The 22,056-nt window shown below is 51.1% G+C and carries 20 protein-coding genes; 16 read left to right on the top strand and 4 right to left on the bottom strand.

Going from position 1 to position 22,056, the window contains the following annotated elements; all coding sequences use genetic code 11:
* The first annotated feature begins 140 nt into the window (after nucleotides 1–140).
* On the top strand, nucleotides 141–1,298 hold the full coding sequence (cdaR, locus tag BEG40_RS18080) for a DNA-binding transcriptional regulator CdaR (RefSeq protein WP_000929428.1): 1,158 nt from the start codon (nucleotides 141–143) through the stop codon (nucleotides 1,296–1,298).
* 63 nt (nucleotides 1,299–1,361) lie between these two features.
* Here cdaR and BEG40_RS18075 read toward each other — a convergent pair whose 3' ends face one another.
* From BEG40_RS18075 to map, 4 genes are all read right to left on the bottom strand, one after another.
* Complete coding sequence (locus BEG40_RS18075) at nucleotides 1,362–1,748, bottom strand: DUF3461 family protein (protein ID WP_000272188.1); 387 nt, start codon at nucleotides 1,746–1,748, stop codon at nucleotides 1,362–1,364.
* Nucleotides 1,749–2,065: 317 nt separating this feature from the next.
* The gene (gene dapD, locus BEG40_RS18070; protein WP_001186663.1) at nucleotides 2,066–2,890 is read right to left on the bottom strand and encodes a 2,3,4,5-tetrahydropyridine-2,6-dicarboxylate N-succinyltransferase; all 825 of its coding nucleotides are present in this window, start codon (nucleotides 2,888–2,890) and stop codon (nucleotides 2,066–2,068) included.
* 30 nt (nucleotides 2,891–2,920) lie between these two features.
* Entirely contained in the window at nucleotides 2,921–5,593 is a 2,673-nt protein-coding gene (glnD, locus tag BEG40_RS18065) for a bifunctional uridylyltransferase/uridylyl-removing protein GlnD (RefSeq protein ID WP_001094592.1), read from the bottom strand.
* Nucleotides 5,594–5,770: 177 nt separating this feature from the next.
* Nucleotides 5,771–6,565: a type I methionyl aminopeptidase gene (gene map, locus BEG40_RS18060; RefSeq protein ID WP_001018187.1), complete on the bottom strand. Its 795-nt coding sequence runs from the start codon at nucleotides 6,563–6,565 to the stop codon at nucleotides 5,771–5,773.
* 367 nt (nucleotides 6,566–6,932) lie between these two features.
* On the opposite strand from map, the gene rpsB reads away from it, so the two are divergent.
* The 15 genes from rpsB (at nucleotide 6,933) to rnhB (ending at nucleotide 22,026) form a co-directional block, all read left to right on the top strand.
* On the top strand, nucleotides 6,933–7,658 hold the full coding sequence (gene rpsB / locus BEG40_RS18050) for a 30S ribosomal protein S2 (protein WP_000246882.1): 726 nt from the start codon (nucleotides 6,933–6,935) through the stop codon (nucleotides 7,656–7,658).
* A 134-nt stretch (nucleotides 7,659–7,792) separates the two neighbouring features.
* Nucleotides 7,793–8,644 (top strand): translation elongation factor Ts, encoded by an 852-nt coding sequence (gene tsf / locus BEG40_RS18045; RefSeq protein WP_000818112.1) that lies wholly within the window; start codon nucleotides 7,793–7,795, stop codon nucleotides 8,642–8,644.
* A 146-nt stretch (nucleotides 8,645–8,790) separates the two neighbouring features.
* Nucleotides 8,791–9,516 carry a UMP kinase gene (pyrH, locus tag BEG40_RS18040; RefSeq protein WP_000224573.1) on the top strand — a complete coding sequence of 242 codons (726 nt, stop codon included), beginning with the start codon at nucleotides 8,791–8,793 and terminating at the stop codon, nucleotides 9,514–9,516.
* 291 nt (nucleotides 9,517–9,807) lie between these two features.
* The gene (frr, locus tag BEG40_RS18035) at nucleotides 9,808–10,365 is read left to right on the top strand and encodes a ribosome recycling factor (RefSeq protein WP_000622418.1); all 558 of its coding nucleotides are present in this window, start codon (nucleotides 9,808–9,810) and stop codon (nucleotides 10,363–10,365) included.
* A 92-nt stretch (nucleotides 10,366–10,457) separates the two neighbouring features.
* Nucleotides 10,458–11,654: a 1-deoxy-D-xylulose-5-phosphate reductoisomerase gene (gene ispC / locus BEG40_RS18030; RefSeq protein WP_000811944.1), complete on the top strand. Its 1,197-nt coding sequence runs from the start codon at nucleotides 10,458–10,460 to the stop codon at nucleotides 11,652–11,654.
* A gap of 188 nt (nucleotides 11,655–11,842) precedes the next feature.
* Nucleotides 11,843–12,601, top strand: coding sequence for a (2E,6E)-farnesyl-diphosphate-specific ditrans,polycis-undecaprenyl-diphosphate synthase (gene ispU / locus BEG40_RS18025; RefSeq protein ID WP_001517776.1), 759 nt, complete (start codon nucleotides 11,843–11,845; stop codon nucleotides 12,599–12,601).
* 12 nt (nucleotides 12,602–12,613) lie between these two features.
* A complete protein-coding gene (gene cdsA, locus BEG40_RS18020; protein WP_000922433.1) occupies nucleotides 12,614–13,471 on the top strand; it encodes a phosphatidate cytidylyltransferase in 858 nt (285 codons plus the stop codon).
* 11 nt (nucleotides 13,472–13,482) lie between these two features.
* Nucleotides 13,483–14,835 carry a sigma E protease regulator RseP gene (gene rseP / locus BEG40_RS18015; protein ID WP_105285875.1) on the top strand — a complete coding sequence of 451 codons (1,353 nt, stop codon included), beginning with the start codon at nucleotides 13,483–13,485 and terminating at the stop codon, nucleotides 14,833–14,835.
* A gap of 29 nt (nucleotides 14,836–14,864) precedes the next feature.
* Nucleotides 14,865–17,297 (top strand): outer membrane protein assembly factor BamA, encoded by a 2,433-nt coding sequence (gene bamA, locus BEG40_RS18010; RefSeq protein WP_001240898.1) that lies wholly within the window; start codon nucleotides 14,865–14,867, stop codon nucleotides 17,295–17,297.
* Nucleotides 17,298–17,418: 121 nt separating this feature from the next.
* Complete coding sequence (gene skp / locus BEG40_RS18005; protein ID WP_000758956.1) at nucleotides 17,419–17,904, top strand: molecular chaperone Skp; 486 nt, start codon at nucleotides 17,419–17,421, stop codon at nucleotides 17,902–17,904.
* 3 nt (nucleotides 17,905–17,907) lie between these two features.
* Nucleotides 17,908–18,933: a UDP-3-O-(3-hydroxymyristoyl)glucosamine N-acyltransferase gene (gene lpxD, locus BEG40_RS18000; RefSeq protein ID WP_001139274.1), complete on the top strand. Its 1,026-nt coding sequence runs from the start codon at nucleotides 17,908–17,910 to the stop codon at nucleotides 18,931–18,933.
* A 104-nt stretch (nucleotides 18,934–19,037) separates the two neighbouring features.
* Nucleotides 19,038–19,493, top strand: a complete 456-nt coding sequence (fabZ, locus tag BEG40_RS17995) for a 3-hydroxyacyl-ACP dehydratase FabZ (RefSeq protein ID WP_000210739.1) — start codon at nucleotides 19,038–19,040, stop codon at nucleotides 19,491–19,493.
* 3 nt (nucleotides 19,494–19,496) lie between these two features.
* Nucleotides 19,497–20,285, top strand: a complete 789-nt coding sequence (gene lpxA, locus BEG40_RS17990; RefSeq protein WP_000565966.1) for an acyl-ACP--UDP-N-acetylglucosamine O-acyltransferase — start codon at nucleotides 19,497–19,499, stop codon at nucleotides 20,283–20,285.
* On the top strand, nucleotides 20,285–21,433 hold the full coding sequence (gene lpxB / locus BEG40_RS17985) for a lipid-A-disaccharide synthase (RefSeq protein WP_105285874.1): 1,149 nt from the start codon (nucleotides 20,285–20,287) through the stop codon (nucleotides 21,431–21,433). Before lpxA ends, lpxB begins: the two co-directional genes overlap by 1 nt.
* Complete coding sequence (gene rnhB / locus BEG40_RS17980; RefSeq protein ID WP_000569438.1) at nucleotides 21,430–22,026, top strand: ribonuclease HII; 597 nt, start codon at nucleotides 21,430–21,432, stop codon at nucleotides 22,024–22,026. Before lpxB ends, rnhB begins: the two co-directional genes overlap by 4 nt.
* Nucleotides 22,027–22,056: the final 30 nt, after the last annotated feature.

The following is a 22,056-nucleotide window of genomic DNA, read 5'->3' as shown; positions in this document are numbered from 1 at the left end:
CTTCCTGCCCAGGGAAGGGGGTCTTCATGCAATCTGTGAACTACCCCACAACTCCATATATATCTTCGTTCCTTTGGGCATTTGCACAATGCCGCGCTTCCCTCACTTCCTTATGCTAAACCGTGCACAACGGAGGGCTTATGGCTGGCTGGCATCTTGATACCAAAATGGCGCAGGACATTGTGGCGCGCACCATGCGCATTATCGATACCAATATCAATGTAATGGATGCTCGCGGGCGCATTATTGGCAGCGGCGATCGTGAACGTATTGGTGAATTGCACGAAGGTGCGTTGCTGGTACTTTCGCAGGGACGAGTAGTCGATATCGATGACGCGGTAGCACGTCATCTGCACGGTGTGCGGCAGGGGATTAATCTACCGTTACGGCTGGAAGGTGAGATTGTCGGCGTAATTGGCCTGACTGGTGAACCAGAGAATCTGCGCAAATATGGCGAACTGGTCTGTATGACGGCTGAAATGATGCTGGAGCAGTCGCGGTTGATGCACCTGCTGGCGCAGGATAGTCGTTTGCGGGAAGAACTGGTGATGAACCTGATTCAGGCCGAGGAGAATACACCCGCACTCACTGAATGGGCGCAACGGCTGGGGATAGACCTCAATCAGCCGCGAGTGGTGGCTATTGTCGAGGTCGACAGCGGTCAGCTTGGCGTAGATAGCGCAATGGCGGAGTTACAGCAATTGCAAAACGCGCTGATTACACCCGAGCGTAATAATCTGGTGGCGATTGTCTCGCTGACCGAAATGGTGGTGTTGAAACCGGCGTTGAATCCGTTTGGGCGCTGGGATGCAGAAGAACATTGTAAGCGAGTTGAGCAGCTCATTACTCGTATGAAAGAGTACGGTCAGCTGCGATTTCGCGTTTCGTTGGGTAATTATTTTACCGGACCTGGCAGTATTGCTCGCTCTTACCGCACGGCGAAAACAACGATGGTGGTTGGTAAACAGCGAATGCCCGAAAATCGCTGCTATTTTTATCAGGATTTGATGCTGCCAGTCTTACTTGATAGTTTGCGCGGCGACTGGCAGGCCAACGAACTGGCGCGACCACTGGCGCGATTGAAAGCGATGGACACTAACGGCTTGCTGCGGCGAACGCTGGCGGCGTGGTTTCGCCACAATGTGCAACCGCTGGCAACGTCAAAGGCGCTGTTTATTCACCGAAATACGCTGGAGTATCGACTTAATCGTATATCAGAACTGACCGGGCTTGATTTGGGCAATTTTGATGACAGGTTGCTGCTGTATGTGGCGCTGCAACTGGATGAAGAGCGGTAGGTTCATAACAAAATTAAAGCCGGGTGATACTTTACCCGGCTCGCAGAATGACATCAGTTACTATTATTTGCGTGTCAGCTTTTCCAGATCCGCTTCAATCTCACTGATCTTATTGGTTACCACTGACTCCAGGTGACGCAAGTCATCGAGGATCTTACGCTTAAGATCAACTTCGCTACGGTCACGCTGGCAGATTTGATCAAGCTCATCAATGATATAACGAAGATTCGGGCTGATTTCCTGCACTTCTTTATAACCCTGACCCACACCATCGGCGACCACCGTTTTGCGCTGACGCGGATATTTAAACTTCACGCTCTTGGCGAAAAACTCACCTTTGTCTTTCTGAAAATAGATTTTCAGAATATCGTTGTTGGCTTCCTGCCGGAGGCTGTAACGATCAATTTCTTCAGGATTGGTAATACCCAGACTTTTCAGATTGTCGTACATAGCGTTACCTCAAAATGAGTCAGTAAATTGTGCTTATCTTAGCATTTGGCCTGGCCCGCCCGGCTCGACTGTGATCGCAGAAAGCCTTTTTCTTCCAGACTTCTATCATGGCGTAAAAATCAAAAAATTACCTGCTTTATTCTGGCGATATTCCATGGGATGGATTAGCACATTTATCTTCGTTTTGCGAATTACATGACAGTCCGAAACAAGATGAAAAAGTATTTAAAAAAGGGGGGGGGAGGAAGAATGAGTAGGACGAATTATTCTGAGCCAGAAAGCACACGGGCAGCATCGTGCTGCCCGTTTGCATACTTTTAGTCGATGGTACGCAGCAGTTCGTTAATGCCGACTTTGCCGCGAGTTTTCGCGTCAACTTTCTTCACGATAACTGCACAATAAAGGCTGTATTTGCCATCTTTCGACGGCAGGTTGCCAGAAACAACCACAGAACCTGCCGGAACGCGGCCGTAGTGGATTTCGCCGGTTTCACGGTCGTAAATACGGGTGCTCTGACCGATATATACGCCCATGGAAATGACGGAGCCTTCTTCGACAATTACGCCTTCAACCACTTCAGAGCGCGCGCCGATGAAGCAGTTATCTTCAATGATGGTCGGGTTAGCCTGCAGCGGCTCCAGCACACCACCAATGCCTACACCACCAGACAGGTGGACGTTTTTACCAATCTGCGCACAAGAACCGACGGTCGCCCAGGTATCAACCATGGTGCCTTCATCAACGTATGCGCCGATGTTGACGTAAGACGGCATCAGCACGGTGTTACGGGCAATAAACGCACCCTGACGCACTGCCGCTGGCGGTACTACGCGGAAACCTTCTTTCTGGAAACGCGCTTCGTCGTAGTTGGCGAATTTCATCGGCACTTTATCGAAGTAGCGGCTTTCTGCCCCTTCGATCACCTGATTATCATTAATACGGAAAGAGAGCAGCACCGCTTTTTTCAACCACTGATGCGTCACCCACTGACCGTCGATTTTTTCCGCAACACGCAGAGCGCCGGAGTCCAGCAGCGAGATCACCTGATTTACCGCTTCGCGGGTAACGGTGTCTGCATTGGCTGGCGTGATTTCGGCACGGCGTTCAAAAGCGGTTTCAATAATGTTCTGTAACTGCTGCATTGTTAAACTCTTTTCATATCAGTAAACACATCACCCTTTATCGTTTGGATTGAGGGCCTCTGTCAACCGCTGATGCACTTCCTGCTGCAACTCATTATTAAGTGCACGTCGGTCGGCGGTGGCGATTATGAATAAATCTTCTACTCGCTCACCAATGGTTGTAATTCGGGCGCCATGAAGCGAAATTCCCAGATCGGCAAAAATTTTCCCCACCCTCGCCAGCAAGCCTGGTTGATCCAGCGCGATCAATTCGAGGAATGATTTTCGGTCGGTATGGGTCGGCAAAAACGTCACTTCGGTTTCAACAGTAAAGTGACGTAATTTAGCCGGTTGGCGACGCGGCTGTGGCGGTTGCCAGCTACTTTGTGTCAGTACTTGCTCCAGACCAAACCGAATAACCTCATGACGATCTGCGGATAGCGGGCTACCATCGGGTTCCAGCACGATGAAGGTATCCATCGCCATACCGTCGCGAGTGGTGAAAATTTGTGCGTCGTGGACACTTAAATTGCGGCGGTCTAATTCGGCACAGACGGCGGCAAACAGATAGGGGCGGTCCGGGCTCCAGATAAAAATCTCGGTGCCGCCGCGCGTAGCCTGTGGGCTAAGTAATACCAGCGGCTTGCTTAAATCATGCTGTAATAAATGGCGAGCGTGCCAGGCCAGTTGATTTGGGCTATGGCGGACAAAATAGTTAGCGCGACAGCGAGACCAGATCTGGTGTAGCGCCTCTTCGTCGATATTGTCCATACGCAGCAGCGCCAGTGCCTGAAGCTGGTGATGGCGAACCCGTTCGCGCATATCTGGCGTGTTTTGCATTCCGCGTCGTAGCTGTTTTTCGGTGGCAAAATAGAGTTCGCGCAACAGACTTTGCTTCCAGCTATTCCACAGTGTTTCGTTAGTGGCGCAAATATCGGCTACCGTTAAACAGACCAGAAAACGCAGTCGATTTTCCGTTTGTACTTCTTCGGCGAATTGTTTGATGACTTCCGGATCCTGAATATCGCGGCGCTGGGCGGTGACCGACATCAGCAAGTGCTGGCGAACCAGCCAGGCGACCAGTTGCGTTTCGCGTGAGTTCAGCCCGTGGAGTTCGGCAAAATGCACCACGTCTTGTGCGCCGAGTATGGAGTGGTCGCCGCCGCGCCCTTTGGCGATATCGTGAAACAGTGCGGCGATGAAAATCAGCTCCGGTGACGGCAGGCGCGGCCAGACGTCCACACACAACGGATGGCGCTGGCGCGTTTCTTCACTGGCAAAACTCTCCAGTTTCAACATAACGCGAATGGTATGTTCATCCACTGTGTAAGCGTGGAACAGGTCAAACTGCATCTGCCCGACGATATGCGACCATTGGGGCATATAGGCGCCCAGCACGCTATGGCGATGCATCGGCAGTAACCCGCGACGCATTGCGCCGGGGTGACGCAGAATGCTCAAAAATAGCTTTCGCGCTTCAGGAATGTTGCACAGTGGTTGTTGCAGATGACGGCGGGCGTGACGTAACTGGCGCAGCGTGGTGGAGTAAATGCCGGTGATCGCGCTATTACGCACCATGGTGTAGAACATACGCAAGATGGCTTCTGGCTGGCGCATAAACAGCGTTTCATCGCGCAGGTCGATAAGCGTACCGCGTAGCTGAAATTCATCGTCAATCGGACGCGGCTTTTCATCGGCGGGCAGGGCGAGGATGGCTTCATCAAACAGTTGTAGCAGCATCTGGTTGAGTTCGCTGACGCGGCGCGTGACGCGGAAATAGTCCTTCATCATCCGCTCGACCGGTTCGTTACCTTCACCACTGTAATTCAGACGCTGGGCGACGCTAAGCTGGCGATCGAATAACAGGCGATTATCGTAACGGCTGACGACCAGATGCAGGGCAAAGCGAATACGCCACAATATATGCAGACATTCGTTTAATTCCGCCCGCTCCGCTGAGGTTAAGAAGCCAAATCCCACCATTTCATCCAGCGATGTTGCGCCAAAATGGCGGCGGGCCACCCACTGTAAAGTGTGTATATCACGTAAGCCACCGGGGCTGCTTTTGATGTCTGGCTCAAGGTTGTAGCTGGTGCCGTGGTAACGCTGATGGCGCTGGTTCTGTTCTTCAACTTTCGCCGCGTAGAACTTGTCGGAAGGCCAGAATCCTTCGCTGAAAATGTGTTTTTGCAGTTCGAGAAATAGCGCCACATCGCCAATCAACAGGCGTGATTCAATTAAATTGGTGGCGACGGTTAAATCCGATAACCCTTCCAGGATGCATTCTTCAAGCGTACGTACGCTATGACCAACTTCCAGTTTCACATCCCAGAGCAGCGTTAACAGCTCGCCTACTTTTTGTGCCTGGTCGTCCGGGAGTTTCTTACGGCTTAAGATCAGTAAATCGACGTCTGAAAGCGGATGCAGCTCGCCACGACCATAGCCACCGACAGCGACCAGCGCCAGGTCGGCAATCTGGCTGAAACCGGCTTCAATCCATAACCGTTGCAGGAGTTGGTCGATAAACTCGGTACGGGCTTCAATCAATTGTTCTGCGGAGATCCCGCTATCAAAGGCATCGCCCAGCCAACGCTGGAAGGTATCAATATGGGCTTTTATCCCAGAGACGGTTAATTCGTCACGGGGCCAGACGCATGGATTTTGCGGTTGACCGGGCAGGGTGGGGAGAGCGGTATTTGCGTACTGTTCTGGAAGGGTATTCATTGTGCGCCACCCATAGGATTAAATTATCGCATTAAAAAAGCCGGCATTCGCCGGCTTCAGATTGTTGACAAAGTACGCTTTGTTCATGCCGGGTGCTCCAGCCTACAACTCCTTGCAAATGGAGAAGGTAGGCCTGATAAGCGTTGCACATCAGGCATTTTTGCGTTTGTCTGCCTCTTATTCGTCGTGCGAGATTATCGCCGGGATGGTGTCATCCTTGCGTAGCGTCAGAATTTCGCAGCCGTTATCAGTCACCACAATAGTATGCTCGTATTGTGCAGACAAGCTGCGATCTTTGGTTTTTACCGTCCAGCCATCTTTCATGGTGCGGATCTCTTTTTTACCCGCGTTGACCATTGGCTCGATGGTGAACGTCATCCCTGGTTTCAGCACGACATTGGTTTCAGGAGAGTCATAGTGCAGCACCTGCGGTTCTTCATGGAAGCCGCGACCAATACCGTGACCGCAATATTCACGAACGACGGAGAAGCCTTCTGCTTCGACAAATTTCTGAATCGCCGCGCCGATTTCGCGCAGATTGATGCCTGGTTTTACCATACGCAGCGCCAGGTACAGGCTCTCTTGCGTGATGCGGCACAGGCGTTCGCCCATGATGGTTGGCTTACCGACGATAAACATTTTCGAGGTGTCGCCGTGGAAACCGTCTTTAATTACGGTGACGTCAATGTTAACGATATCGCCGTCTTTCAGCAGCTTGGCGTCGTCCGGGATACCGTGGCACACCACTTCATTAATAGAGATGCAAACGGATTTCGGATAACCGTGATAGCCGAGGCAGGCAGAAACCGCGTGTTGTTCATTCACAATGTAATCATTACAGATGCGATCCAGCTCGCCGGTGCTGATGCCCGGTTTAACATAGGGTTCGATCATTTCCAGCACTTCGGCAGCCAGGCGGCCAGCGACGCGCATTTTTTCGATATCTTCAGGGGTCTTGATTGAGATAGCCATTAATTCTGTCCATCAGCGTCGGTGATACCGACAATATATATGTAAGTGCTGTCAATGGTATCACACCCTGTCAAATTGAGAATCATTCTGAACTTCGCGAAACGTGCCACCGAGGGTTTTCTATAATAGAAAATTCAGCGTCTGATGCTGTACACAGCGCCAACAATTATTGGAGTCCACGGCGTATTTGTGGTATAAAGCGCGCCGGACTTCCGATCCATTTCGTATACACAGACTGGACGGAAGCGACAATCTCACTTTGTGTAACAACACACACGTATCGGCACATATTCCGGGGTGCCCTTTGGGGTCGGTAATATGGGATACGTGGAGGCATAACCCCAACTTTTATATAGAGGTTTTAATCATGGCAACTGTTTCCATGCGCGACATGCTCAAGGCTGGTGTTCACTTTGGTCACCAGACCCGTTACTGGAACCCGAAAATGAAGCCGTTCATCTTCGGTGCGCGTAACAAAGTTCACATCATCAACCTTGAGAAAACTGTACCGATGTTCAACGAGGCTCTGGCTGAACTGAACAAGATTGCTTCTCGCAAAGGTAAAATCCTTTTCGTTGGTACTAAACGCGCTGCAAGCGAAGCGGTGAAAGACGCTGCTCTGAGCTGCGACCAGTTCTTCGTGAACCATCGCTGGCTGGGCGGTATGCTGACTAACTGGAAAACCGTTCGTCAGTCCATCAAACGTCTGAAAGACCTGGAAACTCAGTCTCAGGACGGTACTTTCGACAAGCTGACCAAGAAAGAAGCGCTGATGCGTACTCGTGAGCTGGAGAAACTGGAAAACAGCCTGGGCGGTATCAAAGACATGGGCGGTCTGCCGGACGCTCTGTTTGTAATCGATGCTGACCACGAACACATTGCTATCAAAGAAGCAAACAACCTGGGTATTCCGGTATTTGCTATCGTTGATACCAACTCTGATCCGGACGGTGTTGACTTCGTTATCCCGGGTAACGACGACGCAATCCGTGCTGTGACCCTGTACCTGGGCGCTGTTGCTGCAACCGTACGTGAAGGCCGTTCTCAGGATCTGGCTTCCCAGGCGGAAGAAAGCTTCGTAGAAGCTGAGTAATAAGGCACGCTCGTACGAGCCCTTATAGACCAGGTAGTACACGTTTGGTTAGGGGGCCTGCATATGGCCCCCTTTTTCACTTTTATATCTGTGCGGTTTAATGCCGGGCAGATCACATTTCCGAGGATTTTAGAATGGCTGAAATTACCGCATCCCTGGTAAAAGAGCTGCGTGAGCGTACTGGCGCAGGCATGATGGATTGCAAAAAAGCACTGACTGAAGCTAACGGCGACATCGAGCTGGCAATCGAAAACATGCGTAAGTCCGGTGCTATCAAAGCAGCGAAAAAAGCAGGCAACGTTGCTGCTGACGGCGTGATCAAAACCAAAATCGACGGCAACTACGGCATCATTCTGGAAGTTAACTGCCAGACTGACTTCGTAGCAAAAGACGCTGGTTTCCAGGCGTTCGCAGACAAAGTTCTGGACGCAGCTGTAGCTGGCAAAATCACTGACGTTGAAGTTCTGAAAGCACAGTTCGAAGAAGAACGCGTTGCGCTGGTAGCGAAAATCGGTGAAAACATCAACATTCGCCGCGTTGCTGCGCTGGAAGGCGACGTTCTGGGTTCTTATCAGCACGGTGCGCGTATCGGCGTTCTGGTTGCTGCTAAAGGCGCTGACGAAGAGCTGGTTAAACACATCGCTATGCACGTTGCTGCAAGCAAGCCGGAATTCATCAAGCCGGAAGACGTATCTGCTGAAGTGGTAGAGAAAGAATACCAGGTACAGCTGGATATCGCGATGCAGTCTGGTAAGCCGAAAGAAATCGCAGAGAAAATGGTTGAAGGCCGCATGAAGAAATTCACCGGCGAAGTTTCTCTGACCGGTCAGCCGTTCGTAATGGAACCGGCAAAAACTGTTGGTCAGCTGCTGAAAGAGCATAACGCTGAAGTGACTGGCTTCATCCGCTTCGAAGTGGGTGAAGGCATCGAGAAAGTTGAGACTGACTTTGCAGCAGAAGTTGCTGCGATGTCCAAGCAGTCTTAATTATCGAAAAGGAGCCGCCTGAGGGCGGCTTCTTTTTGCGCCCATCTTGTAAATTCAGTTAACCCTTATGGGGCTGCGCTGAAAAGCGACGTACAATGTCGCTAGTATTAATTCATTTCAATCGTTGACAGTCTCAGGAAAGAAACATGGCTACCAATGCAAAACCCGTCTATAAACGCATTCTGCTTAAGTTGAGTGGCGAAGCTCTGCAGGGCACTGAAGGCTTCGGTATTGATGCAAGCATACTGGATCGCATGGCTCAGGAAATCAAAGAACTGGTTGAACTGGGTATTCAGGTTGGTGTGGTGATTGGTGGGGGTAACCTGTTCCGTGGCGCTGGTCTGGCGAAAGCGGGTATGAACCGCGTTGTGGGCGACCACATGGGGATGCTGGCTACCGTAATGAACGGTCTGGCAATGCGTGATGCACTGCACCGCGCCTATGTGAACGCTCGTCTGATGTCCGCTATTCCATTGAATGGCGTATGCGACAGCTACAGCTGGGCAGAAGCTATCAGTCTGTTGCGCAACAACCGTGTGGTGATCCTCTCCGCCGGTACTGGTAATCCATTCTTTACCACTGACTCCGCAGCTTGCCTGCGTGGTATCGAAATTGAAGCCGATGTGGTGCTGAAAGCAACCAAAGTTGACGGTGTGTTTACCGCTGACCCGGCGAAAGATCCAACTGCAACTATGTACGAGCAGCTGACCTACAGTGAAGTTCTGGAAAAAGAGCTGAAAGTAATGGACCTGGCGGCCTTCACGCTGGCTCGTGACCACAAATTACCGATTCGTGTTTTCAACATGAATAAACCGGGTGCGCTGCGCCGTGTGGTAATGGGTGAAAAAGAAGGGACTTTAATCACGGAATAATTCCCGTGATGGATAAATAAGGGTAAGATTCCGCATAAGTATCGCGGGGGCGTAAGTCTGGTTATAAGGCGTTATTGTTGCAGGCAGTTTGGTCACGGTCAGCGCGCAGCAACCGGAGCGTACATAAGTACGTGAGGATGGCGAGCACTGCCCGGGGGCAAAATGGCAAATAAAATAGCCTAATAATCCAGACGATTACCCGTAATATGTTTAATCAGGGCTATACTTAGCACACTTCCACTGTGTGTGACTGTCTGGTCTGACTGAGACAAGTTTTCAAGGATTCGTAACGTGATTAGCGATATCAGAAAAGATGCTGAAGTACGCATGGACAAATGCGTCGAAGCGTTCAAAACCCAAATCAGCAAAATACGCACGGGTCGTGCTTCTCCCAGCCTGCTGGATGGCATTGTCGTGGAATATTACGGCACGCCGACGCCGCTGCGTCAGCTGGCAAGCGTAACGGTAGAAGATTCCCGCACTCTGAAAATCAACGTGTTTGATCGTTCAATGTCTCCGGCCGTTGAAAAAGCGATTATGGCGTCCGATCTCGGCCTGAACCCGAACTCTGCAGGTAGCGACATCCGTGTTCCGCTGCCGCCGCTGACGGAAGAACGTCGTAAAGATCTGACTAAAATCGTTCGTGGTGAAGCTGAACAGGCGCGTGTTGCAGTACGTAACGTGCGTCGTGATGCGAACGATAAAGTGAAAGCACTGTTGAAAGATAAAGAGATCAGCGAAGACGACGATCGCCGTTCTCAGGACGATGTACAGAAACTGACTGATGCTGCAATCAAGAAAATTGAAGCGGCGCTGGCAGACAAAGAAGCAGAACTGATGCAGTTCTGATTTCTTGAACGACAAAAAACGCCGCTCAGTAGATCCTTGCGGATCGGCTGGCGGCGTTTTGCTTTTTATTCTGTCTCAACTCTGGATGTTTCATGAAGCAACTCACCATTCTGGGCTCGACCGGCTCGATTGGTTGCAGCACGCTGGACGTGGTGCGCCATAATCCCGAACACTTCCGCGTAGTTGCGCTGGTGGCAGGCAAAAATGTCACTCGCATGGTAGAACAGTGCCTGGAATTCTCTCCCCGTTATGCCGTAATGGACGATGAAGCGAGTGCGAAACTTCTTAAAACGACGCTACAACAACATGGTAGTTGCACCGAAGTCTTAAGCGGTCAGCAGGCTGCCTGTGATATGGCGGCGCTTGAAGATGTTGATCAGGTGATGGCGGCGATTGTCGGTGCTGCAGGCCTGTTACCTACGCTTGCCGCTATCCGCGCGGGTAAAACCATACTGCTGGCCAACAAAGAATCACTGGTCACCTGTGGACGTCTGTTTATGGACGCCGTAAAGCAGAGTAAAGCGCAGTTATTACCGGTCGATAGCGAACATAACGCCATTTTTCAGAGTTTACCGCAACCTATCCAGCACAATCTGGGATACGCTGACCTTGAGCAAAATGGCGTGGTGTCCATTTTGCTTACCGGGTCTGGTGGCCCTTTCCGTGAGACGCCATTGCACGATTTGGCAACAATGACGCCCGATCAAGCCTGCCGTCATCCGAACTGGTCGATGGGACGTAAAATTTCTGTCGATTCGGCTACCATGATGAACAAAGGTCTGGAATACATTGAAGCGCGCTGGTTGTTTAACGCCAGTGCCAGCCAGATGGAAGTGCTGATTCACCCGCAGTCAGTGATTCACTCAATGGTGCGTTATCAGGACGGCAGCGTTCTGGCGCAACTGGGAGAACCCGATATGCGTACGCCAATTGCCCACACCATGGCATGGCCGAATCGCGTGAACTCTGGCGTGAAGCCGCTCGACTTTTGCAAACTGAGTGCGTTGACATTTGCCGCACCGGATTATGATCGCTATCCATGCCTGAAACTGGCGATGGATGCTTTCGAACAAGGCCAGGCTGCGACGACCGCATTGAATGCCGCAAACGAAATCACCGTTGCTGCATTTCTTGCGCAACAAATCCGCTTTACGGATATCGCCGCATTGAATTTATCCGTTCTGGAAAATATGGATATGCGTGAACCTCAATGCGTGGACGATGTGTTGTCTGTCGATGCCTGTGCGCGTGAGGTCGCCAGAAAAGAGGTGATGCGTCTCGCAAGCTGAGGATAATCCGGCTACAGAGAGTCGTGCTATTTGTTAGCGTAGGGCTTCAGTGATATAGTCTGCGCCATCTGATCGTAAGTAGTTGGCTTTCTAAGGTCAGGTATGCCGTGGTTTTACACGGCTTTTTTTTGTATAGGCTTCAGTATTCCTGAGTACCGTAAACCCTGTCAGGGAATAAGAAACGCGTGATGTTGTCTGCTACTCAACCACTTAGCGAAAAATTGCCAGTTCATGGCTGTCGCCATGTCGCGATCATTATGGATGGCAACGGGCGCTGGGCAAAAAAGCAAGGGAAGATTCGTGCCTTTGGGCATAAAGCCGGGGCTAAATCGGTCCGCCGGGCGGTCTCTTTTGCGGCCAACAACGGTATTGAGGCGTTAACGCTGTATGCCTTTAGTAGTGAAAACTGGAACCGACCAGCGCAGGAAGTCAGTGCGTTAATGGAACTGTTTGTGTGGGCGCTCGATAGCGAAGTAAAAAGCCTGCACCGACATAACGTGCGTCTGCGTATTATTGGCGATACCAGTCGTTTTAACTCGCGTTTGCAAGAACGTATTCGTAAATCTGAAGCGTTAACTGCCGGGAATACCGGTCTGACGTTGAATATTGCGGCGAACTACGGTGGACGTTGGGATATAGTCCAGGGCGTCAGGCAACTGGCTGAAAAGGTGCAGCAAGGAAACCTGCAACCGGATCAGATAGATGAAGAGATGCTAAACCAGCATGTCTGTATGCATGAACTGGCTCCTGTAGATTTAGTAATTAGGACTGGGGGGGAGCATCGCATTAGTAACTTTTTGCTTTGGCAAATTGCCTATGCCGAACTTTACTTTACAGATGTTCTCTGGCCCGATTTCGATGAACAAGACTTTGAAGGGGCACTAAATGCCTTTGCTAATCGAGAGCGTCGTTTCGGCGGCACCGAGCCCGGTGATGAAACAGCCTGATGGGGGTCGCTTTTGCTGAAGTATCGCCTGATATCTGCTTTTGTTTTAATACCTGTCGTCATCGCGGCGCTATTTTTATTGCCGCCGGTGGGGTTCGCTATTGTTACGCTGGTAGTCTGTATGCTGGCAGCGTGGGAATGGGGACAGCTTAGCGGTTTTACCTCTCGCTCGCAGCGGGTATGGCTGGCGGTGCTGTGCGGGTTATTGTTGGCGCTGATGCTTTTTCTGTTGCCGGAATATCACCGAAATATCCATCAACCACTGGTTGAGGTCTCACTTTGGGCTTCGCTTGGCTGGTGGGTTGTCGCGTTATTGCTGGTGTTATTCTATCCCGGTTCCGCGACAATATGGCGTAAGTCCAAAACATTGCGCATTATCTTTGGCGTGCTAACTATTGTTCCCTTCTTTTGGGGCATGTTGGCGTTACGAGCCTGGCACTATGACGAGAATCATTACAGTGGCGCGATATGGCTGCTCTATGTCATGATCCTGGTCTGGGGCGCTGACTCTGGCGCATATATGTTTGGCAAATTGTTTGGCAAACATAAGCTGGCACCGAAGGTTTCTCCGGGTAAAACCTGGCAAGGCTTTATTGGCGGACTCGCGACCGCAGCGGTAATCTCATGGGGTTATGGCATGTGGGCGAATCTGGACGTTGCACCCGTCACCTTACTCATTTGCTCTATTGTCGCAGCGTTAGCCTCAGTGCTTGGCGATCTGACCGAGAGCATGTTTAAGCGTGAAGCAGGAATTAAGGACAGCGGTCATTTAATTCCAGGACATGGCGGTATTTTGGATCGTATTGATAGCCTGACGGCTGCTGTACCGGTCTTTGCTTGCCTGCTGTTGCTGGTATTCAGGACGCTTTAACGGAAGGTATTATGCTGAGTTTTCTCTGGGATTTGGCTTCGTTCATCGTTGCATTGGGTGTACTTATCACCGTGCATGAATTTGGTCATTTCTGGGTTGCCCGGCGTTGCGGTGTTCGCGTTGAGCGTTTCTCTATAGGTTTTGGTAAGGCGCTCTGGCGCCGAACTGATAAGCTAGGCACCGAATATGTCATCGCCCTGATCCCTTTGGGCGGTTATGTCAAAATGCTGGATGAGCGTGCTGAACCGGTTGCTCCGGAGCTTCGCCACCATGCCTTCAATAATAAATCTGTTGGCCAACGTGCGGCGATCATTGCCGCAGGTCCGGTTGCAAACTTCATTTTTGCTATCTTTGCTTACTGGCTGGTTTTTATCATTGGTGTGCCTGGCGTACGCCCGGTGGTTGGTGAAATATCAGCCAATTCGATAGCTGCACAAGCACAAATTGCACCAGGAACGGAACTAAAAGCCGTAGATGGTATCGAAACGCCTGATTGGGATGCCGTGCGTTTGCAGTTGGTCGATAAAATTGGTGATGAAAGCACCATCATTACCGTAGCACCATTTGGTAGCGACCAGCGGCGAGATGTAAAGCTCGATTTACGTCAGTGGGCGTTTGAGCCTGATAAAGAAGATCCAGTATCTTCTTTGGGGATTCGTCCCCGTGGGCCGCAAATTGAACCTGTAGTGGAAAATGTGCAGCCAAATTCGGCGGCAAACAAGGCGGGTTTGCAAGCAGGCGACAGGATCGTTAAAGTCGATGGTCAGCCATTAACGCAATGGGTGACCTTTGTGATGCTTGTCCGGGATAATCCGGGTAAATACTTAGCGTTGGAAATCGAAAGGCAGGGGAGTCCCTTGTCTTTAACATTAGTCCCGGAGAGCAAACCGGGCAATGGTAAGGCGATTGGTTTTGTCGGCATTGAGCCGAAAGTCATTCCTTTGCCAGATGAGTATAAAGTTGTACGCCAGTATGGGCCGTTCAACGCCATCGTCGAAGCCACGGACAAAACGTGGCAGTTGATGAAGCTGACGGTCAGTATGCTGGGAAAATTGATCACCGGTGATGTGAAACTGAACAACCTCAGTGGGCCGATCTCTATCGCCAAGGGGGCTGGGATGACAGCGGAACTCGGGGTTGTTTATTATCTACCGTTTCTTGCGCTTATTAGCGTGAACTTAGGGATAATTAACCTGTTTCCGTTGCCCGTACTTGACGGGGGGCATCTGCTGTTCCTTGCGATCGAAAAGATCAAGGGCGGACCGGTATCCGAGCGGGTTCAAGACTTTTGTTATCGCATTGGCTCGATTCTGCTGGTGCTGTTAATGGGGCTTGCACTTTTCAATGATTTCTCTCGGTTATGAGAGTTAGTTAGGAAGAACGCATAATAACGATGGCGATGAAAAAGTTGCTCATAGCGTCGCTGCTGTTTAGCAGCGCCACCGTATACGGTGCTGAAGGGTTCGTAGTGAAAGATATTCATTTCGAAGGCCTTCAGCGTGTCGCCGTTGGTGCGGCCCTCCTCAGTATGCCGGTGCGCACAGGCGACACGGTTAATGATGAAGATATCAGTAATACCATTCGCGCTCTGTTTGCTACCGGCAACTTTGAGGATGTTCGTGTCCTTCGTGATGGTGATACCCTTCTGGTTCAGGTAAAAGAACGTCCGACCATTGCCAGCATCACTTTCTCCGGGAACAAATCGGTGAAAGATGACATGCTGAAGCAAAACCTCGAGGCTTCTGGCGTGCGTGTGGGCGAATCTCTTGATCGCACCACCATTGCTGATATCGAAAAAGGTCTGGAAGACTTCTACTACAGCGTCGGTAAATATAGCGCCAGCGTAAAAGCTGTCGTGACTCCACTGCCGCGTAACCGTGTTGACCTTAAACTGGTGTTCCAGGAAGGTGTGTCAGCAGAAATCCAACAAATCAATATTGTTGGTAACCATGCTTTCACCACCGACGAACTGATCTCTCATTTCCAGCTGCGTGACGAAGTGCCGTGGTGGAACGTGGTAGGCGATCGTAAATACCAGAAACAGAAACTGGCGGGCGACCTTGAAACCCTGCGCAGTTACTATCTGGATCGCGGTTATGCCCGTTTCAACATCGACTCGACCCAGGTCAGTCTGACGCCGGATAAAAAAGGTATCTACGTCACGGTGAACATCACCGAAGGCGATCAGTACAAGCTTTCTGGCGTTGAAGTGAGCGGTAACCTTGCCGGGCACTCCGCTGAAATTGAGCAGTTGACTAAGATCGAGCCGGGCGAGCTGTATAACGGCACCAAAGTGACCAAAATGGAAGATGACATTAAAAAGCTTCTCGGTCGCTATGGTTATGCCTATCCGCGCGTACAGTCGATGCCTGAAATTAACGATGCCGACAAGACCGTTAAATTACGTGTGAACGTTGATGCGGGTAACCGTTTCTATGTGCGTAAGATCCGTTTTGAAGGTAACGACACGTCGAAAGATGCTGTTCTGCGCCGTGAAATGCGCCAGATGGAAGGGGCATGGCTGGGTAGCGATCTGGTCGATCAGGGTAAAGAGCGTCTGAATCGTCTGGGCTTCTTTGAAACAGTCGACACTGACACTCAGCGTGTTCCGGGTAGCCCGGATCAGGTTGATGTGGTCTACAAGGTCAAAGAACGTAACACCGGTAGCTTCAACTTTGGTATTGGTTACGGTACTGAAAGTGGCGTGAGCTTCCAGGCTGGCGTGCAACAGGATAACTGGTTAGGTACGGGTTATGCTGTTGGTATCAACGGAACCAAAAACGATTACCAGACCTATGCTGAACTGTCGGTAACCAACCCGTACTTCACCGTAGATGGCGTAAGCCTCGGTGGCCGTCTCTTCTATAATGACTTCCAGGCAGATGACGCCGACCTGTCCGACTATACCAACAAGAGTTATGGTACAGACGTGACGTTGGGCTTCCCGATCAACGAATATAACTCGTTGCGTGCAGGTCTGGGTTATGTGCATAACTCCCTGTCCAACATGCAGCCGCAGGTTGCGATGTGGCGTTATCTGTACTCTATGGGTGAACATCCGAGCACCTCTGATCAGGATAACAGCTTCAAAACGGACGACTTCACGTTCAACTATGGTTGGACCTATAACAAACTTGACCGTGGGTACTTCCCGACAGATGGTTCGCGTGTCAACTTGACGGGTAAAGTGACCATTCCGGGATCGGATAACGAATACTACAAAGTGACGTTAGACACGGCGACTTATGTACCGATCGATGACGATCACAAATGGGTTGTTCTGGGTCGTACTCGTTGGGGTTACGGTGATGGTTTAGGCGGCAAAGAGATGCCGTTCTACGAGAACTTCTATGCCGGTGGTTCCAGCACCGTGCGTGGCTTCCAGTCCAACACCATTGGTCCGAAAGCAGTTTACTTCCCGCATCAGGCCAGTAATTATGATCCGGACTACGATTACGAATGTGCGACTCAGGACGGAGCGAAAGACCTGTGTAAATCGGATGATGCTGTAGGTGGTAACGCCATGGCGGTTGCCAGCCTCGAACTCATCACCCCGACGCCATTCATTAGCGACAAGTATGCTAACTCGGTTCGTACTTCCTTCTTCTGGGATATGGGCACCGTTTGGGATACAAACTGGGATTCCAGCCAATATTCTGGATATCCGGACTATAGCGATCCAAGCAATATCCGTATGTCTGCGGGTATCGCCTTACAATGGATGTCCCCATTGGGGCCGTTGGTGTTCTCCTACGCCCAGCCGTTCAAAAAGTACGATGGAGACAAGGCAGAACAGTTCCAGTTTAACATCGGTAAAACCTGGTAAGTGTTCTCCACAAAGGAATGTAGTGGTAGTGTAGCGATGACTTTAGGCGATCAATATAAGATCGCCGGGCCACGCAAAGAACTGCACCCTCCGGTGCAAATGGGATGGTAAGGAGTTTATTGTGAAAAAGTGGTTATTAGCTGCAGGTCTCGGTTTAGCACTGGCAACTTCTGCTCAGGCGGCTGACAAAATTGCAATCGTCAATATGGGCAGCCTGTTCCAGCAGGTAGCACAGAAAACCGGTGTTTCTAACACGCTGGAAAATGAGTTCAAAGGCCGTGCCAGCGAACTGCAGCGTATGGAAACCGATCTGCAAGCTAAAATGAAAAAGCTGCAGTCTATGAAAGCCGGTAGCGATCGTACTAAGCTGGAAAAAGACGTGATGGCTCAGCGCCAGACTTTTGCTCAGAAAGCGCAGGCTTTTGAGCAGGATCGCGCACGTCGTTCCAACGAAGAACGCGGCAAACTGGTTACTCGTATCCAGACTGCTGTGAAATCCGTTGCCAACAGCCAGGATATCGATCTGGTTGTTGATGCAAACGCCGTTGCTTACAACAGCAGCGATGTAAAAGACATCACTGCCGACGTACTGAAACAGGTTAAATAAGTAATGCCTTCAATTCGACTGGCTGATTTAGCGCAGCAGTTGGATGCAGAACTACACGGTGATGGCGATATCGTCATCACCGGCGTTGCGTCCATGCAATCTGCACAAACAGGTCACATCACGTTCATGGTTAACCCAAAATACCGTGAGCATTTAGGCTTGTGCCAGGCGTCTGCGGTTGTCATGACCCAGGACGATCTTCCTTTCGCGAAAAGTGCCGCGCTGGTAGTGAAGAATCCCTACCTGACTTACGCGCGCATGGCGCAAATTTTAGATACCACGCCGCAGCCCGCGCAGGACATTGCACCGAGTGCAGTGATCGACGCGACGGCGAAGCTGGGTAACAACGTTTCGATTGGCGCGAACGCGGTGATTGAGTCCGGTGTTGAGCTGGGCGATAACGTGATTATTGGTGCCGGTTGCTTCGTTGGTAAAAACAGCAAAATCGGCGCAGGTTCGCGCCTTTGGGCGAACGTAACCATTTACCATGAGATCCAGATCGGTCAGAATTGCCTGATCCAATCCGGAACGGTGGTAGGTGCGGACGGTTTTGGCTATGCCAACGATCGGGGTAACTGGGTGAAGATCCCTCAGATTGGTCGCGTGATTATTGGCGATCGCGTGGAGATCGGTGCCTGTACTACTATCGATCGTGGTGCTCTGGATGACACCATTATCGGTAATGGCGTGATCATTGATAACCAGTGCCAGATTGCACATAACGTTGTGATTGGCGACAATACGGCGGTTGCCGGTGGCGTCATTATGGCGGGCAGCCTGAAAATTGGTCGTTACTGCATGATCGGCGGTGCCAGCGTAATCAACGGGCATATGGAAATATGCGATAAAGTGACGGTTACGGGCATGGGTATGGTGATGCGTCCTATCACTGAACCTGGCGTCTATTCCTCAGGCATTCCGCTGCAACCCAACAAAGTCTGGCGCAAAACCGCTGCACTGGTGATGAACATTGATGATATGAGCAAGCGTCTGAAATCGCTTGAGCGCAAGGTTAATCAACAAGACTAACGTTCCATCTTTTGTTCGCCAAACTTTACGGCCTGTCTCATTCTTACGATTGCGGCAGGCCGTGTTATTATTGTCGTTTCTTATATTTTGACAGGAAGAGTATCTTGACTACTAACACTCATACTCTGCAGATTGAAGAGATTTTAGAACTTCTGCCACACCGTTTCCCGTTCTTACTGGTGGATCGCGTGCTGGATTTTGAAGAAGGTCGTTTTCTGCGCGCAGTAAAAAATGTCTCTGTCAATGAGCCATTCTTCCAGGGCCATTTCCCTGGAAAACCGATTTTCCCGGGTGTGCTGATTCTGGAAGCAATGGCACAGGCAACAGGTATTCTGGCGTTTAAAAGCGTAGGAAAACTGGAACCGGGTGAGCTGTACTACTTCGCCGGTATTGACGAAGCGCGCTTTAAGCGCCCGGTCGTGCCAGGCGATCAAATGATCATGGAAGTCACTTTCGAAAAAACGCGCCGTGGCCTGACCCGTTTTAAAGGGGTTGCTCTGGTCGACGGTAAAGTAGTTTGCGAAGCAACGATGATGTGTGCTCGTAGCCGGGAGGCCTGATACGTGATTGATAAATCCGCCTTTGTGCATCCAACCGCCATTGTGGAAGAGGGCGCGTCGATTGGCGCCAATGCTCACATTGGTCCTTTTTGTATCGTTGGACCCCATGTCGAAATTGGTGAGGGTACCGTACTGAAATCTCACGTTGTCGTGAATGGCCATACTAAAATTGGTCGCGACAATGAGATTTATCAGTTCGCCTCCATCGGCGAAGTTAACCAGGATCTGAAATATGCTGGCGAACCGACCCGTGTGGAAATCGGCGATCGTAACCGCATTCGCGAAAGCGTCACCATTCATCGTGGCACAGTCCAGGGCGGTGGATTGACGAAGGTGGGCAGCGACAACTTACTGATGATCAATGCTCACATTGCGCACGATTGTACGGTAGGTAACCGCTGTATTCTCGCCAACAACGCAACGCTGGCGGGGCACGTATCGGTAGATGACTTCGCGATCATCGGCGGCATGACCGCAGTCCATCAGTTCTGCATCATTGGTGCGCACGTGATGGTTGGCGGTTGCTCCGGTGTGGCGCAGGACGTCCCTCCTTATGTCATTGCGCAGGGTAACCACGCAACGCCGTTCGGTGTCAATATCGAAGGGCTGAAGCGTCGCGGTTTTAGTCGTGAGGCGATTACCGCTATCCGCAATGCGTATAAGCTGATTTATCGCAGCGGAAAAACGCTCGATGAAGTGAAACCGGAAATTGCTGAACTGGCGGAAACTTATCCGGAAGTGAAAGCGTTTACCGATTTCTTTGCACGCTCAACGCGCGGTCTGATTCGTTAATGGCTGAACAGCGTCCATTAACGATTGCCCTGGTCGCCGGAGAAACCTCCGGCGATATCCTGGGGGCCGGTTTAATCCGCGCTCTGAAAGAACGTGTGCCCAACGCCCGTTTTGTTGGTGTTGCCGGGCCACGGATGCAGGCTGAAGGCTGCGAAGCCTGGTACGAAATGGAAGAGCTGGCGGTGATGGGCATTGTTGAAGTGCTCGGTCGTTTGCGTCGCTTACTGCATATTCGAGCCGATCTGACGAAACGTTTTGGTGAGCTAAAGCCAGATGTTTTTGTCGGCATTGATGCGCCTGACTTCAATATTACCCTCGAAGGTAACCTCAAAAAGCAGGGTATCAAAACCATTCATTACGTCAGTCCGTCCGTGTGGGCGTGGCGACAGAAACGCGTTTTCAAAATAGGCAGAGCCACCGATCTGGTGCTCGCATTTCTGCCTTTCGAAAAAGCGTTTTATGACAAATACAACGTGCCGTGCCGTTTTATCGGTCACACCATGGCTGATGCCATGCCGTTAGATCCAGATAAAAACGCCGCCCGTGATGTGTTGGGGATACCCCACGATGCCCACTGCCTGGCGTTGCTGCCTGGCAGTCGTGGCGCGGAAGTTGAGATGCTTAGTGCCGATTTCCTGAAAACGGCCCAGCTTTTGCGCCAGACATATCCCGATCTTGAGATTGTGGTGCCGCTGGTGAATGCCAAACGCCGCGAGCAGTTTGAATGCATCAAAGCTGAAGTTGCGCCAGACCTTGCTGTTCATCTCTTAGATGGATTGGGGCGTGAGGCGATGGTGGCAAGCGATGCGGCGTTACTGGCGTCGGGCACGGCGGCACTCGAGTGTATGCTGGCGAAATGCCCGATGGTGGTGGGGTATCGCATGAAGCCTTTCACCTTCTGGCTGGCGAAGCGACTGGTGAAAACTGATTATGTCTCTCTACCCAATTTGCTGGCGGGCAGAGAGTTAGTCAAAGAGTTATTGCAGGAAGAGTGTGAGCCGCAAAAACTGGCTGCGGCGCTGTTACCGCTGTTGGCGGATGGTAAAACCAGCCACGCAATGCACGACACCTTCCGCGAACTGCATCAGCAGATCCGCTGCAATGCCGATGAGCAGGCGGCACAAGCCGTTCTGGAGTTAGCACAATGATCGAATTTGTTTATCCGCACACGCAGCTTGTTGCGGGTGTGGATGAAGTCGGGCGCGGGCCGTTGGTTGGCGCGGTTGTCACCGCTGCCGTGATCCTCGACCCGGCGCGTCCGATTGTCGGGCTGAATGATTCCAAAAAGCTGAGCGAAAAACGCCGTCTGGCGCTGTATGAAGAGATTAAAGAGAAAGCGTTAAGCTGGAGTCTGGGTCGCGCGGAACCCCATGAAATCGACGAACTGAATATTCTACACGCGACCATGCTGGCGATGCAGCGTGCGGTTGCGGGGCTGCATATCGTCCCGGAATATGTGTTGATTGATGGTAACCGCTGCCCGAAATTACCAATGCCGTCGATGGCTGTAGTTAAAGGTGACAGCCGCGTGCCGGAAATCAGTGCCGCGTCTATTCTGGCGAAAGTCACGCGCGACGCTGAAATGGCGGCGCTGGACATCGTTTATCCACAATATGGTTTTGCCCAACACAAAGGGTATCCAACAGCTTTTCATCTTGAAAAACTGGCTGAACACGGCGCGACCGAACACCATCGGCGCAGCTTTGGCCCTGTCAAACGCGCACTGGGACTTGCGTCCTGATTCTTGTGTCGAGATTAAGTAAACCGGAAT

This window comes from Escherichia sp. MOD1-EC5495, from assembly GCF_002965965.1.
In the GTDB taxonomy this organism is placed as follows: Bacteria; Pseudomonadota; Gammaproteobacteria; order Enterobacterales; family Enterobacteriaceae; genus Escherichia; species Escherichia ruysiae.
This window is presented reverse-complemented; position numbering and strand designations above follow the sequence as displayed.

Coding starts and splice junctions, on each gene's coding strand:
- cdaR (WP_000929428.1), top strand. CDS start 141: ATGGCTGGCTGGCATCTTGATACCAAAATGGCGCAGGACATTGTGGCG.
- BEG40_RS18075 (WP_000272188.1), bottom strand. CDS start 1,748: ATGTACGACAATCTGAAAAGTCTGGGTATTACCAATCCTGAAGAAATT.
- dapD (WP_001186663.1), bottom strand. CDS start 2,890: ATGCAGCAGTTACAGAACATTATTGAAACCGCTTTTGAACGCCGTGCC.
- glnD (WP_001094592.1), bottom strand. CDS start 5,593: ATGAATACCCTTCCAGAACAGTACGCAAATACCGCTCTCCCCACCCTG.
- map (WP_001018187.1), bottom strand. CDS start 6,565: ATGGCTATCTCAATCAAGACCCCTGAAGATATCGAAAAAATGCGCGTC.
- rpsB (WP_000246882.1), top strand. CDS start 6,933: ATGGCAACTGTTTCCATGCGCGACATGCTCAAGGCTGGTGTTCACTTT.
- tsf (WP_000818112.1), top strand. CDS start 7,793: ATGGCTGAAATTACCGCATCCCTGGTAAAAGAGCTGCGTGAGCGTACT.
- pyrH (WP_000224573.1), top strand. CDS start 8,791: ATGGCTACCAATGCAAAACCCGTCTATAAACGCATTCTGCTTAAGTTG.
- ispC (WP_000811944.1), top strand. CDS start 10,458: ATGAAGCAACTCACCATTCTGGGCTCGACCGGCTCGATTGGTTGCAGC.
- ispU (WP_001517776.1), top strand. CDS start 11,843: ATGTTGTCTGCTACTCAACCACTTAGCGAAAAATTGCCAGTTCATGGC.
- rseP (WP_105285875.1), top strand. CDS start 13,483: ATGCTGAGTTTTCTCTGGGATTTGGCTTCGTTCATCGTTGCATTGGGT.
- bamA (WP_001240898.1), top strand. CDS start 14,865: ATGGCGATGAAAAAGTTGCTCATAGCGTCGCTGCTGTTTAGCAGCGCC.
- lpxD (WP_001139274.1), top strand. CDS start 17,908: ATGCCTTCAATTCGACTGGCTGATTTAGCGCAGCAGTTGGATGCAGAA.
- lpxB (WP_105285874.1), top strand. CDS start 20,285: ATGGCTGAACAGCGTCCATTAACGATTGCCCTGGTCGCCGGAGAAACC.
- rnhB (WP_000569438.1), top strand. CDS start 21,430: ATGATCGAATTTGTTTATCCGCACACGCAGCTTGTTGCGGGTGTGGAT.